11 protein-coding genes and 1 tRNA gene are annotated in these 13068 nt (G+C 70.6%); 7 read left to right on the forward strand and 5 right to left on the reverse strand.

Annotation, left to right across the window (positions count from 1 at the left end; genetic code table 11):
• Window positions 1–59: 59 nt before the first annotated feature.
• On the reverse strand, window positions 60–1346 hold the full coding sequence (locus ACT4N7_RS06400; RefSeq protein ID WP_444827655.1) for an aminotransferase class V-fold PLP-dependent enzyme: 1287 nt from the start codon (window positions 1344–1346) through the stop codon (window positions 60–62).
• A gap of 82 nt (window positions 1347–1428) precedes the next feature.
• Between ACT4N7_RS06400 and ACT4N7_RS06405 the strand changes: the two genes are divergently transcribed.
• Both ACT4N7_RS06405 and ACT4N7_RS06410 read left to right on the forward strand, forming a co-directional pair.
• The gene (locus tag ACT4N7_RS06405) at window positions 1429–2040 is read left to right on the forward strand and encodes an RNA polymerase sigma factor (RefSeq protein WP_444827656.1); all 612 of its coding nucleotides are present in this window, start codon (window positions 1429–1431) and stop codon (window positions 2038–2040) included.
• A complete protein-coding gene (locus ACT4N7_RS06410) occupies window positions 2037–2789 on the forward strand; it encodes a methylated-DNA--[protein]-cysteine S-methyltransferase (RefSeq protein WP_444827657.1) in 753 nt (250 codons plus the stop codon). The genes ACT4N7_RS06405 and ACT4N7_RS06410 overlap by 4 nt, the downstream gene beginning before the upstream one ends.
• A gap of 12 nt (window positions 2790–2801) precedes the next feature.
• Here the strand turns inward: ACT4N7_RS06410 and ACT4N7_RS06415 are convergent, their stop codons facing one another.
• Window positions 2802–4010 carry an MFS transporter gene (locus tag ACT4N7_RS06415; RefSeq protein ID WP_444827658.1) on the reverse strand — a complete coding sequence of 403 codons (1209 nt, stop codon included), beginning with the start codon at window positions 4008–4010 and terminating at the stop codon, window positions 2802–2804.
• Complete coding sequence (locus ACT4N7_RS06420) at window positions 4007–5317, reverse strand: NAD(P)-binding domain-containing protein (RefSeq protein WP_444827659.1); 1311 nt, start codon at window positions 5315–5317, stop codon at window positions 4007–4009. The genes ACT4N7_RS06415 and ACT4N7_RS06420 overlap by 4 nt, the downstream gene beginning before the upstream one ends.
• A 157-nt stretch (window positions 5318–5474) precedes the next feature.
• On the opposite strand from ACT4N7_RS06420, the gene ACT4N7_RS06425 reads away from it, so the two are divergent.
• Window positions 5475–6041: a copper resistance CopC family protein gene (locus tag ACT4N7_RS06425; protein ID WP_444827660.1), complete on the forward strand. Its 567-nt coding sequence runs from the start codon at window positions 5475–5477 to the stop codon at window positions 6039–6041.
• 64 nt (window positions 6042–6105) lie between these two features.
• Here the strand turns inward: ACT4N7_RS06425 and ACT4N7_RS06430 are convergent, their stop codons facing one another.
• Window positions 6106–9318, reverse strand: a complete 3213-nt coding sequence (locus ACT4N7_RS06430; RefSeq protein WP_444827661.1) for a N,N-dimethylformamidase beta subunit family domain-containing protein — start codon at window positions 9316–9318, stop codon at window positions 6106–6108.
• A 229-nt stretch (window positions 9319–9547) separates the two neighbouring features.
• Here ACT4N7_RS06430 and ACT4N7_RS06435 point away from each other — a divergent pair.
• Together ACT4N7_RS06435 and ACT4N7_RS06440 are read left to right on the forward strand one after the other, a co-directional pair.
• Window positions 9548–9632, forward strand: a tRNA-OTHER gene (locus tag ACT4N7_RS06435).
• Between the two features lie 87 nt (window positions 9633–9719).
• Window positions 9720–10766 carry an NAD-dependent epimerase/dehydratase family protein gene (locus ACT4N7_RS06440; protein WP_444827662.1) on the forward strand — a complete coding sequence of 349 codons (1047 nt, stop codon included), beginning with the start codon at window positions 9720–9722 and terminating at the stop codon, window positions 10764–10766.
• 8 nt (window positions 10767–10774) lie between these two features.
• On the opposite strand, the gene ACT4N7_RS06445 is transcribed toward ACT4N7_RS06440, so the two are convergent.
• Complete coding sequence (locus tag ACT4N7_RS06445; protein ID WP_444827663.1) at window positions 10775–12076, reverse strand: hypothetical protein; 1302 nt, start codon at window positions 12074–12076, stop codon at window positions 10775–10777.
• 344 nt (window positions 12077–12420) lie between these two features.
• Between ACT4N7_RS06445 and ACT4N7_RS06450 the strand changes: the two genes are divergently transcribed.
• The gene (locus tag ACT4N7_RS06450; RefSeq protein WP_444827664.1) at window positions 12421–12798 is read left to right on the forward strand and encodes a hypothetical protein; all 378 of its coding nucleotides are present in this window, start codon (window positions 12421–12423) and stop codon (window positions 12796–12798) included.
• Between the two features lies 1 nt (window position 12799).
• Complete coding sequence (locus ACT4N7_RS06455) at window positions 12800–13060, forward strand: hypothetical protein (protein ID WP_444827665.1); 261 nt, start codon at window positions 12800–12802, stop codon at window positions 13058–13060.
• Window positions 13061–13068: the final 8 nt, after the last annotated feature.

Consider the following 13068-nt stretch of genomic DNA (forward strand, 5'->3'; position numbering starts at 1 on the left):
CAGCTCCAACGCAGCAGACCATAGTGGACCGGCGGCGCGGCGGACAAGCTCGGCAACGATCATTCCCGCAGCACGTCGAGCAGCGCGTCGACGTCGTCGTCGGCGGTGGCGATGCTCGGGCCGACCCGCACGTGCCGCTCCCGGTACGGGGTGACGGTGGCCGCGATGCCCTTCGCGTGCAGCCGGGCGACCACGGCGTCCGGGGTGGCGCCATCGACGTCGAAGCACACCAGCCCGGCGGACAGTTCCGGGGCAGCAGGCGTGCGCACGCGAATCTGTCGCAGGTCAGCCAGTCCAGCCCGCAGCCGGTCGACCTGCTCGCGCGTGCGGGCGGCCACCCGGTCGCGGCCGATCGCGCGGTGGAACGCGAACGCGTCGGCCACGGCCCAGCGGTGCTCGAACGAGTGGTAGCCGCCGGGGGTGAACAGCTCGCCGGTGGTGGGTGGGGGCGGGGCGTCGTTGAGCCACTCGCCGAAGGCCGGGCCGCTGAACGAGGGCAGCACCGGATCGGCCGCCGCCCAGGCGCCTTCCCGCGCCCAGACGATGCCGGTGCCGCGCGGGCCGAACAGCCATTTGTGCGTGCCGGACACGAGGAAGTCGCAGCCGAGGTCCGCGGCGGTGGCGACCTCGACGCCGAGCGCGTGCACCGCGTCGACACACAGCAGCGCGCGGTCGGCGGGCGCGAGCGGCGCGTTGTGCGCGGCGATCGCGTCGGCGATGGCCCGGACCGGCAGCTTCACGCCGGTCACCGAGTGCACCCAGGTGATCGCGACGACCCGGGTGGCCGGGGTGAGCCCGGCGCGCAGTCGCGCCACGATCTCCTCGGCCGACGCCGCCGCCGGGTCGTCGTAGAGCCGCACGCGCCGCACGTCCGCACCGCGCATCCGCAGCGCCTGGTGGGTGGAGAAGAAGTCGTGCTCGGTGGTGAGCACCTGCTGGCCGGGCGTGAGCCGCAGGCCCGCGTAGAGCAGGCCCAGGCCCATGGTGGTGCTGTCGGTCAGCGCGATGTCGCTCGCGCGACCGCCGAGATACTGCGCCGCCGCGGCCCGCACGGCGTCCTCCGCACCCGCCTGCACCCCGAGGTAGGCGTGCGTGTCCTTGTCCAACTCGGCCCGGTGCCGCGCGATGGCGTCGGCCACCGGCCGCGGGTGCGTGGCGAGCACGTAGGCGGAGAACTGCCGAACCTCCCGCGACAGCGGGAACTGCGCCCGCACCGACGCCCAGTCGCCCGGGTCGAACGGCGGCAACTCGGCCGGGGCGGCGGCGGTGGTGCACCCGGCGAGCGCGAGCCCGCCCGCGGCCGCGGTCCCGCCCACCAGGAACCGGCGCCGAGTGAGATCAGCCATGTGAACTCCTCTCGCCCCCAGTCTGGCACCGCCGCCCGCGAGTCCGCCGCAACCGAAACCGCCCCGCGGTGTTCAGTAGGGCATGGCTGACACCACGAGCGAGACCGAGGCGACCGACGCCCTGCTCGCCGCGCTCGCCGACGACCTCGACGCGGGGTTCGCCGACCTGGTCCGCGCCTACCAGCGGATCGTGTATTCGGTGGCACTGCGGGTCAGCGGCGTTCCGGTCGAGGCCGAGGACCTGGCCGCCGAGTCGTTCCTGCTGGCCTACCGCGCGCTGCGCGGGTACGGGCCGGAGCGGATCCGGGCGCTGCGGCCGAGGTCGTGGCTGCTCACGATCCTGCTCAACACCTGGCGCAACAGCGTGCGGACGGCGAGCAGGCGGCCCGCGCAGACGTCGATGGCCGACCTGCCCGAACCGGCGACCACGGCCCCGGGCGTCGAGGAACTGGTGGTGCGCGGGGAAACCGGCCGGGAGTTGGGCGCCCTGGTGGCGCGGCTGCCGGAGCGCCAGCGGGAGGCCGTCGTGCTGCGGCACGTGGTCGGGCTGCCGGTGGCCGAGATCGCCGCGATCCTGCGAATCCCGGAGGGAACTGTCAAATCACACGTCTCGCGGGGCCTTCGCGGGCTACGCGAACTGTACGGCCCGCGGCTCGCCGAGCCGGTGGCCGTGTCGAGGAGGGAACAACGATGATGGTCAACGACCCAGTGGTGGACGCGCTCGGCGGGCTCGCCGCCGCGCCCGCGCGGGATCTGCTGAGCCGGGTGTTCAGCAACTGGACCCGGGTGCCGGGCCCGGTCGGCGACGTGTACGTGGCGTTCACCGACGAGGGCGTCAGCTACCTGCGCACCGCCGACGCGGTGCACGGCGACGACGGCGAGTTCGGCGAATCGTTCCGCCGCGAGTTCGGCAGGCCGCTGCGCCGCGCCGACCGGGCGCCGGCCGGGCTGCTGCCCGCGCTGCGCGGCCGGGCGAGCGGCCTGCGGTTCGACCTGCGGCACCTGACCCCGTTCGAGCGCGACGTGTTGGCCGCCACCCGGCGCATCCCGGCCGGTCAGACCCGGCCGTACGGTTGGGTGGCCCGCGAGATCGGCAGGCCGAAGGCGGTCCGCGCGGTGGGCACGGCGCTGGGCAACAACCCGGTGCCGGTGCTGATCCCGTGCCACCGGGTGGTGCGCTCGGACGGCCAGTTGGGCCAGTACGTCTTCGGCGGCGAGGTCAAGGAACGCCTGCTGCGGGTCGAGGAGTCCAATGTGGACGAGGTGCTGGAGTTGGCCCGGGGCAAGGTGTTCTACCTCGGCAGCACCACCACCCGGATCGTCTGCTTCCCGACCTGCGCGCACGCCAGGCGAATCGGCGCGGACCACCGGCGGGGGTTCCGCACCATGGCCGCCGCCGCCAGTGCGGGATACCGCCCGTGCCTGCACTGCACGCCGGCGTGATGGAACACGCAGTCACTGTCTATTGCGGACATTCGGGACCGTCAGTGTCGACAGCGCGGCGGCCACGGCACCGATCGCGGCGAGGACGGCGAACACCGCCGGGTAGCCGCCGAGCACGTCGCTGAGGGCGCTGCCGACCCAGGGCGCCACGGCGGAAACGAGCAGCACCGGGGCGAACAGGACGCCGCTCAGCGTGCCGTAGTGGGCGGCGCCCCAGCGGTCGGTCACCGCCGTGGCCTGGACGAGCGTGAAGATCCCCCGGGCCATGCCGAGTCCGAACGACACGGCGATCAGCGCCGCCGCCGGGCCCGGGACGGCGGCGAGCAGACCGGTCGCGACCGCCACCGCCAGCAGCACGAACGCGGTGCGGGAACGCACCGTCGTGGCCAAGGCGAGCCTGCGATGGCCGAGCCGCCCGCAGACCTGCCCGACGCCGCCGAGGCCAAGGGCGACGGCCGCGGTGCCGAGGGACAGCCCGCGGTCGACCAGCAGCGGCACGAGCGCGACGAGCGCGGCGTGGATCGTGATCGCGCTCATGCTGAACACGACCGCGAGCAGCACGAACCGGGCGCTCCTGGTCACCGTGCGCGGCGCCGGTCGGCCGTGCTCGGTCACCGTGCCAGGCCACGAACCGCGCAAACCGACCGCGTGCGCGGGAATGGTGACCACGGCGAGCACGCAGGCGAGCACCGTGTACGTGGTCCGCCAGTCCACTTGGGACGCGATCACCGCGGTGAGCGGGGCGAACACCGTGCTGGCGAGCCCGGCGACGAGGGTCAGCGTGGTCAGTGCCCGCACGCGCCCGGCGCCGAACCAGCCGGTGAGGGCCGCGAACGCGGGTTGGTAGAGCACCCCGGCCATCGCGACACCCGCCAGTGTCCAGGCTGCGAAGAACCACAGAACCGTTGGCGCCCAAGCGATCCCGAGCAGCGCGGGCACCGCGAGCACGGAGCCCGCGGTCATCACCGCGCGCGGGCCGCGCCGGTCGAGCACGCGGCCGACCGGGATGCCGACCAGCGCGGCCACGACCTGGCTCAGCGAGAACGCGGCGGTGACGGTGCCCGCCGACCAGCCGGTGTCGGCGGTGATCGCGGGCGCCAGCACGGTGAAGGCGTAGAACAGCACGCCCCAGCTCGTGATCTCGGTGGCGCACAAGACGATCAGCACTCGACGCAGCCCGGCGCCGGTGAGCGCGCCGGGCCGGTCGAGGACTTCGGTCACGCGCGGGTCAGCGCGCTGTCGACGGGCGCCGCGCAGCAGCCGCCCGCGTCGTCGGCGGGTTCGTCGAACAGGCCCGCGCCGCCGCACACGCCGGTCTCGGGCAGCACCAACTCCACCCGGGCGGCGGCCTCGTGGTCGCCCGCGATGGCCGCCGCCACCGAGCGGACCTGCTCGTATCCGGTGAGCGCGAGGAAGGTGGGCGCGCGGCCGTAGCTCTTCATCCCCACCAGGTATACCCCCGGCTCCGGCTGGGCCAGCTCGGCGACCCCGTGCGGGTAGACCGTGCCGCACGAGTGGACGTTGGGGTCGATCAGCGGCGCGAGTCCGCGCGGGGCCTGCAGCACCGGGTCGAGGTCGAGGCGGATTTCCGACAGCCAGGCCAAGTCCGGCCGGAAGCCGGTGAGCACCACCACCTCGTCGACCGGGTCGAGCCGGTGCCCGTCGACCGATTCCAGGACCAGTCGGGAGTCCTCGCGGTCGACCCTGGCCGTGCGGAATCCGGTGACGGTCCGCACGTGCCCAGCGGCGGCCGCGGCCATGGCCCGCTGTCCCAGGGCGCCGCGCGCGGGGAGTTGGTCGGCGTCGCCGCCGCCGAAGGTGGTGCCCACGGCGCCGCGCCGCAGCAGCCAGTCGATCCGGGTGTCCGGGTGTTCCTCGGCCAGTTCGGCGAGCACGACGAGGGCGGTGAGCGCCGAGTGCCCGCTGCCCGCGACGGCGATCCGTTGTCTCGCATACCTTTCCCGCTCGGCGGGATCGGCGAGGTCCGGCACCCGGTAGGCGATCCGGTCCGCCGCCTCGGGTTCGCCGATGGCGGGCAGTCCGTCGCCGCCGAGCGGGTTCGGCGTGCCCCAGGTGCCCGAGGCGTCCACGACGGCCCGCGCGGTGATCCGCTCGTCCCCGCTCGCGGTGCGGACATGCACGGTGAGCGGCTCGGTGTCGCGGCCCCCGTCGACCACGCGGTCACGCCCGCGGCGCGCCAGGCCGACCACGCGGGCGCCGAACCGGACCCGCGGCGCCAGGGCGGCGGCCAGCGGGCGCAGGTAGCGGTCCACCCACTCGGCCCCGGTCGGGTAGGAATCCGCGGCAGGCTGGCGCCACCCGGTCGGCGCGAGCAGCCGCGCGGCCGCCGGGTCGACCAGTTCGGACCAGGTGGAGAACAGCCGGACGTGGTTCCACCGCGCCACGGCTGCCCCAGCGTCCGCCCCGGCTTCGAGCACCACGACAGGCAGGTCCCTGGCCGCGAGATGGGCGGCCGCGGCCAGCCCCACCGGCCCCGCTCCGACCACGACAACCGGCAGTTCGGGCATGATCCGCTCCCTTCGGCGATGACGTTCGACCGCACTCTATCGACGCTTGTCTATGAAAACAACCATCGATGCACGTCGATGGTCGCCTTAACAGGAACACAGTGGGCCGAACGGGCATCATTGCCTTCGACAGCCGCACCACGAAGGGGTCGCCCCGATGAACCTCCGCCGTCTCGCCGCCACGCTGCTGCTGGCCGCCGCGGCCCTGACGACCACGCCCGCGCCCGCCCTGGCGCACACCGAACTCAAGAGCAGCGACCCCGCCGAAGGCGCCGCTCTGGCGACCGCGCCCACACAGATCGTGCTGACCTTCAACGACGCCGTCACCCTCCCGGCCGACCCGATCGCCGTCACCGGCCCGGACGGTTCACTGTGGACGGTCGGCAAGGCCACCGTCGCCGCGGCCGTGGTCACCGCCCCGGTGCGGCCGACCGGGCCCGCGGGTGCGTACAAGCTCACCTACCGGGTGGTCGCCGACGACGGAGACCTGGTCAGCGGCACCGTGACGTTCACCCTCAGCAACGCAGCCACCCCCACCACGACGACCACTACCCCGCCGCCGACCACGACCACGCAGGCTCCGACCACTACAACCGCCGCCCCGGCGCCCGCCGCGACTTCCACCGAAGACACGGGCATCCCGGCGTGGGTGTGGATCGGCGGCGCGGTGGTCATCGTCGGCGTCGGCGTATTCGTCGGACTACGGGCGCGGCGGTCGAAGTAGGGGTCGAATCCTGCCCTTTCCCCCACTATCCACAGTGGACTAAATGGCGTTGCCGCATCCGGGTTCACGGACTCGGGGTCTGCACGATCACGTCCACCCAGTAGTTCGTCGAGTTGAAGGTGGACGTCGGGAAGCTGCCCGGGCCGCCGTAGGTGTAGACGCCGTTGGCGCCGGCGGGCGCGGTCAGGGTTCCGCTGGTGCGCGGGGTGGCGAAGTAGTTGGACGTCGCCGAGTAGAAGCCGACCGCGTGGTAGGAGGCGATGTAGGTGGTGTTCGCCGCCATCGTGACCGGTGCCGCGAAGTTCACCGTCTGCCAGCCGGTCGCCGTCTCCCCGGCGAACGTCGCCGACGCCAGCAGGGTCCCGGTCGCGCTCCAGAGGTGCGCGGTGTGCGCGCTGGTGTTCTGCGGTCCTTTGTAGAACCGGATGCCCTTCACCTGGCCCGCGACGGAGGACTGGAACTTGACCCCGAGTTGCACCGGGTGCACGTCGTTCGCGGTGAGCGTCGCGGGCGTGTCGCCGAAGCTGAACAGGCTCTGGATCATCTGGCCGGGCGGGTTGACGGTGAGCGACACCGTCGCCGCCGCCACGCCCCCGAAGCCGTTGGCGATCGCGTAGCCGAAGCCCGCCTGCCCGGTGAAGTTCGCGGTGGGCGTGAACGTGACGACCTTGGTGCCCGCGTCGTAGCTCACCGTCCCGTTGACCGGGCCGCTGACCCCGGTGATCGACAGCGGGTAGCCGTTGGGGTCGGTGTCGTTGGCCAGCAGCGACGCGGCCGGGATGGCGAGCGGAACGTTCTGGCCGGTGGCGAAGCCGCCGTCGTTGCCAGCGGTGGGCGCGAGGTTGCCCGCGCCGCCCGCGCGGTTGAACACCACGTCCACCCAGTAGTTGCTGGCCAGGTAGCTGCCGCCGGGGAAGATGCCGGACCCGCCGTAGGCGTAGACGCCGTTGCCGCCGCTGGTCGCGGACGTCGGCGCGGTCACCGCCCCGCCGGTCCGCGAGTTGATGTAGTAGTTGGGCGTGATCGAGTAGAAGCCATTCGTGTGGTACGAGGCGATGTAGGTCGACCCGGGGGTGATCGCCACCGGGGCGCCGAAGTTGGCCTGCTGCCACCCGCTGGCCGTCTCGCCGGTGAAGTTGGCCGTCGCGAGCAGCGTCCCGCCCGCGCTCCACAGGTGCGCCACGTGGGTGCCGACATTGTGCGGGTTCTTGTAGAACTTCACGCCCGCAACGCTTCCGGGGGTGTTGACGCGGAACTTGAACCCGAGTTCGACGGGGTTGGGGTCGTTGCCCAGCACGGTGGCGGGCACGTCGCCGGGGGTGAACAGCGTGACGGCTGCGGACGGGGTGACCGTGATCGTCACAGTGGCAACGGGCGTCTGCAGGTTGAGGCTGTCGTCGACGGCGCGGGACTTGATCGTGTAAGTCCCGGGGAGTTGCGGCCACCAGTCGAAGGTCCAGCTCGTCGTCCCGGTGGCCAGGCGCCAGGTGGTGCCGCCGTCGGTGGAGACCTCCACGGCCGCCACCCGGCCGGGCGCGGTGTCGCTCGCCGTCCCCGAGATGGTCACCTTCGTCTGCTGGACCCTGCTGGAGCCCGTCGTGGGCGCGGTGATCGTGGACACGGGCGGCGTGACGTCGGTCGACGCGGCCGCGACCACCAGGTTCACCTGCAGGGTCTGCGGCTGGACTCCCATGTCCGCGAACAGGTTCACCATCACCTGCTGGGTGATCGGGTCCTCCGGGGTCGGGATGACCGGGCCGCTGCCGGAGTAGTCGTGCACGGTGTCGAGGCCGAAGGACCAGAACACGGTGCCCGCGCCGAACACGATCGCCCCGCTCGGCGCCCGGTAGAGCGCGAGCTTGTGGGTGGCGCTGCGCGGGCCGACGCTGCGGCCGTAGTCGCGCAGGTAGTTCTCCACCGTAGCGGTGGTCGAGGACAGGTGGATCAGCCCGCCGGGCCGGAACCCGTTGTCCGGCGACTCATCCCACTCGTAGCCGAGCGCGCCGTCCGCCAGCGATGCCGTCTGCCCGGAAAGGATGGTCGCGACAGAAGTGTTGCGCCAGAACCGAAGCCGGGACAACGAGAACGGCACCTTGATGGTGTCACGGCGGTGTGAGTCGACCTGGAAGATGGTGCCGGTCAGCGCGTTCTCCGGCTTCCCGCCGTCCGAGGGCGGGCTGAAGCTCGGGTCGCGCCAGGTTCCGGTCCACTGTGGACTCGGGTCGATCTTCTCGCCCGCGCGAGTCTCCTTGTAGCAGACCAGGGTGCGGTTCGGCGTACCGTTGAGATCCGGCTCCCAGCGGGTCTTCCAGTACACCTCGTTGCCACTGATGAAGATCAGGTGCACCCCGGCATCGCGCGCCGCCTCGACGCGCGCCCGCTGGTCGCCCGACCAGTACTCGTCGTGCCCGGTCGACATGAACACCCGGTAGTTGGTCAACTGCGCGTTGCCCGGCCCGGAGTCGACCCCGGCGATGTAGGCGACGTCGTAGCCGTTTCGCTCCAGCCAGCGGATCGCGGCGTACTCCGCGCTGAGCACGAAGTCCTGCGGGCCGGAGTAGGTGCCGACTCGGTCGCGGGTGCCGATCGGGCGGTTGTAGCTGACCTTGTAGGCGCGCAGCGCGGTGGTGTCGGTCGCGCTGTCGCCGTAGAGATTGTGGCCGCCCCAGCCGTTGTAGGCATGCCAGGTGGTGTCGGCGGTCTGGAAGACGATGTCGCGCTGGACGCCGTCGTCGCGGACGATGAACGGGATGTGGTTCTCCCCCGCCGTCGCGTCCTGGCGCACCAGCTTCGCGAGGTACACACCGGACACCGCGCTCGCGGGCACCGCCCACGACGCCGAAACCTGCCAGTTCCCCGCGTCGTGCAGTCGGACCGCCGGGTCGCCGCCCGCCGCGGGCTGCACCGTCGCCACGTTCTGCTGCATCGTGTGCACGAGCCGGGCGCCGAGTCCCGCGTAGTAGCCCAGCCGGTAGATGTCGATCCGGTAGTTGGCGGAGTTAGTGTTGATCTTGAATTGGACGGTGGTGCCCCGGTTGACACTGATCTGCGTGGCGAAGCCCTCGATGTTGGTGGACCCCTCCCCGGCCAGGTCCCACTGGCTCGCGGGCGCGCCGGGGAGCTGGTTCTCCAACACGATCGCGTTGGTGGACTCGATTCCTGCCGGGACCGGACGCGCGGGCGCCTCGAACCCGGCAGGCTGCCCACCCAGGTTGAACGCGGCAGGCGGATAGTCGGCCGGGTCGAACTGCGGCTGCACACCGAGGTTGTCGCCCATTTTGTGTCCCCACTCAACGATCGACGCGGCGGTTCGCGAACCGCCCTTCTCAGCAATCATCGCGGGAAACCGCGCCGATGTGTCACCCAACCGGATCATCCGAACGAGCGGACTTCACACTGTCCACCCCGGACGGCGGCGACCAGCCCCAATGGTCAACTCCGTGCGGGTCAGCACCGGATCAGCCCGCCGTCAGCGGTGGCTGCCAGACTTGGTCCAGCAAGGCAAGGGAGAGGTGCCCGGAGCGGTTCATCGGGTTCCTGTTTCAGGAAGGGCCTCGGCCCACGCAGGTTCGAATCCTGCCCTCTCCGCCACTGCTCTCCGCCACCAACGCCCGGCAGCCCCCACGCTGTCGGGCCGTTCGTGTCGTCTAATGGCGGCGGGTTCGGCAGGATGGCGGGGTGACAGTCAAGATCTTGGTACTGGGTGGTTCGTGGTTCTTGGGTCGCGCCGTCGTCGAGGGTGCCATAGCCCGTGGGTGGGAGGTCACGACATTCCGGCGCGGCCACAGCGGCGAGGACGTCGCGGGCAGCCGCACGGTTCGGGGGGATCGGACCAGCAAGGATGATCTTTCCCGGCTTGCCCGATCCGGTCCGTGGGACGCGGTTCTGGACACCTCAGGGTACGTCCCGCGCGAAACACTGAATGTCGCGCGGGCGCTCGAACAAGTCGCGGCTCGCGCCGTGTTCGTGTCCACCGTGTCGGTATACGAAGGGTGGCCGGTCGAGCCGCTGACGGAGGATTCGGCGGTCCTGTACTGTCCGGCGGATGCCGGGGCCGAGTTCGGCTATGACGGTGATCCAGGGCCATCGGTGTACGGGTTCACGAAGTCCGGCTGTGAACGCGCGGTTGTGGACACGTTCGGCACTGACCGGTCGGCAATCTTGCGTCCTGGAGTGATCCTGGGGCCGCGTGAGTATGTCGGCCGGTTGCCGTGGTGGCTTGGTCGGGTCGCGCGCGGTGGGCGTGTGCTGGCTCCGGGCCAACCGGATCGGGTGATCCAACCGGTTGACGTGCGGGACGTGGCCGCGTTCGCATTGGACTGCGCGGCACAGGTGTCCGGTGTGTTCAACGTGGCCGGGAGCGGTGTCGACACCATGGGAGCGTTTCTGTCCGCGTGCCGGGACGCCACGGGGTCGGATGCCGAGTTCGCGTGGGTGTCCGACGAGGAATGGCTTGTCGCGCAAGGGGTTTCGCAGTGGACGGAGCTTCCGTTGTGGCGCACCTATCCTGGGGTGTGGGCGGTCGACTCCGGTCGGGCGCGGGCGAACGGTCTGGCGCTACGGACGTTGCGGTCGACAGTCGCCGACACGTGGAACTGGCTGCATTCACAGGATGACGGAGTGCGACACGAACGCAATTCCGAGCAGGGGATTGATCCTGCCAAGGAAGCCGCGATTCTGGCGGCTTGGGACGCTCGCGAAGCGGGTCGGCGCAGCAGGCCGTGAATCGGCTGTCAGAGACCGATCACGGTGCGAGTACCTGCGCGAGCAAGGCTGTGGGTGGGGGCGGTGAAGTTCGCTATCGCGTCGCCGATGCGGACGGACTCAGGGCTGCCTCGAAAACGGGCCGCGCCGAGAATGCGACCCAGGGACGACAGTCTGCGGCCGAGTGCTTCCGTGCGACGCGCGGGATCGAGGGTGAAGACCTCGGCCAAGGCGTCCTCGGTTCCGGCGAGGTCACCACGCAAAGTGCGGGCAGCGGCCAAGTCGACCCGCGCCCCCAACTCGCCCGCACTCCACCGGATGTCGCTGGGCACCAGAGCGAATAGTTCGAGTGCATTTGTCGCCTCGATCTCGGCTCGCACACCATCGCCAAGGGTGACGAACGCGGCGCCAGCGCACAGCGCGCGCCGCGAGCGGTCAAATTCGAGTTCGCCGCCGATCTCGTCGACGAACGGATCATCGCCTGCCTGATCGAGTTCATCAGATGCCGCATCGAGCGCGGCGACCACTTCGTCCCGCGCTCCAATCAGGGCGAGTGCCCGAGCGTGGACCGCGTGCAGCCGTGCCCGCGCAGTCCCGATCGGGGCACAGTCGAGCGCAGTGGCCGCGATGTTCGATGCCTGACGGGGATGTCCAGACCAGAACGCCCCGGTGACTTGCAACGCGCGCGCCCACGCGCAGAGTGAGGAATGGTCGATCACGCTGCCGTAGGTGTGGGCCGCCCGCGCCTGCTCTTCGGCGACGTCGGGGTACCCCAGGTCCCACGACACCGACGACAACAGGCCGCATACCTGACCTGCCAAGAGATACAACTCTGCCTGTTGGCGGGGTTTGTGGGTGCGGTCCAACTGCTCGTACACGGTGTCCCGCAGCCGAACCAGGTCGATCAACATATCCATCGGGGCCGAGGTGTAGTAGGCGCGCGCCGCGTGTCGAGCCGCCGCGTGCAGGTGTTCGAGCGCCGACGGGTCCAGCGCGGACGACGCCTCGATGGCGTGTTCCACGGATTCGCGGCCAGCGCTCATGATCAACTCCTGCTCCGACTTGACCAGTGGCGCCTGCGTCGTGTCCGGCGGCCCGAACAGCCGGTCGACAGACTCGCCCCACCAACTTTCCAGAATCCGCCGTGCTTGTGAGCGAGGTACGGCTGACCTTCCGGAAAACCATCGTTTGACCTGGCTGTCCGACACCGTGGCCGCCTGCTCGCCACACTCCAGGGCCACGTCCTGGAACCGCCGGATGAAGTCCCGAATCGACAAGTGCTCAGCCTGAGCGCGTTGCTCAAGGCGCGTGCGCGGTTCCGCCTGCCCCATCCAGCCCTCCCGTGGTGCCGCACCCACGGTAAACGCTCGCGCGGCACATCAGCGGCCCCGGTGGCCAAATGAACCGAAATGGGCGAAAACGGCCCGCATATGCCCTCGGGCCGCACACGGTGAACTGGCGATGGTCATCACGTCCATTCGACACAGCAGGAGAGGTCGCCATGGGAACCACCTGGGTATTGATCATTCTCGGTGCCACCGCAGTGCTCGCGCTCGGCGTGACCGTGCGGGACATCGCGCGTGACGTGCGGGGTCGGTCGTGAGTACGCGGATGGCCGGGCGGGTGCCGGTGATCTGGTTGATGGGTCTCGACGGTCGTGATCACGCGGTCCGCGATGGGAACTGCCGCGCGGGTGTCGGTGGCCGGAATGTGTGACACCGATCTGGAATGCGGCGAGTGGATCCCCGACCACGAATACCTGGTCGATCGCGGAATCGAGGACAGTTCGTTGCTGTGCAAGCGGGCGGCCCGCGAATGTGGCCAACTGATCAATGACCTCGCCGACGTGTGGCAGCACGCCACGAGCATGGCCAACGCACTCAGGATCCGCAGCGACGCGTCCGAACGGGCGAGATCCGCGCGTGGTCAACTCCTGCTGGCGGTCAACGGCATCGATCAGGCGATCGGCGCGTTGGGCTCGGCGGAGGATGCGCTTGTCTTGCGCTGGAAACTCGACGCCTGCACCGCAGAATTCGACAAACAGGACGGGTGATATGTCAGGACACCTCGAAGAAGCGGCCGGAATCCTGAACGCGGCGAGCCAGCAAACCCCGGTTGAGCACATCCGAGCCGCAGGCGACGCCCTGTCGACTGTCGCCCAGTACATCCAGCAGGTCGGCGGACCTATCGGCCAAGAACTCACCGCCGAAACCCTGGCAATTCAAGCGGACGTGCACACCCTCGGCGGACGCCTCGACGCACTGCGCCACCGACTCGACACCTCCGCACAACACGTACTGCGCGGCAGTGTTTGAAAATCGTC

This window comes from Actinokineospora sp. (genome assembly GCF_052390155.1).
In the GTDB taxonomy this organism is placed as follows: domain Bacteria; phylum Actinomycetota; class Actinomycetes; order Mycobacteriales; family Pseudonocardiaceae; genus Actinokineospora.

Coding starts and splice junctions, on each gene's coding strand:
- ACT4N7_RS06400 (WP_444827655.1), bottom strand. CDS start 1,346: ATGGCTGATCTCACTCGGCGCCGGTTCCTGGTGGGCGGGACCGCGGCC.
- ACT4N7_RS06405 (WP_444827656.1), top strand. CDS start 1,429: ATGGCTGACACCACGAGCGAGACCGAGGCGACCGACGCCCTGCTCGCC.
- ACT4N7_RS06410 (WP_444827657.1), top strand. CDS start 2,037: ATGATGGTCAACGACCCAGTGGTGGACGCGCTCGGCGGGCTCGCCGCC.
- ACT4N7_RS06420 (WP_444827659.1), bottom strand. CDS start 5,317: ATGCCCGAACTGCCGGTTGTCGTGGTCGGAGCGGGGCCGGTGGGGCTG.
- ACT4N7_RS06425 (WP_444827660.1), top strand. CDS start 5,475: ATGAACCTCCGCCGTCTCGCCGCCACGCTGCTGCTGGCCGCCGCGGCC.
- ACT4N7_RS06430 (WP_444827661.1), bottom strand. CDS start 9,318: ATGGGCGACAACCTCGGTGTGCAGCCGCAGTTCGACCCGGCCGACTAT.
- ACT4N7_RS06445 (WP_444827663.1), bottom strand. CDS start 12,076: ATGGGGCAGGCGGAACCGCGCACGCGCCTTGAGCAACGCGCTCAGGCT.
- ACT4N7_RS06450 (WP_444827664.1), top strand. CDS start 12,421: ATGGGAACTGCCGCGCGGGTGTCGGTGGCCGGAATGTGTGACACCGAT.
- ACT4N7_RS06455 (WP_444827665.1), top strand. CDS start 12,800: ATGTCAGGACACCTCGAAGAAGCGGCCGGAATCCTGAACGCGGCGAGC.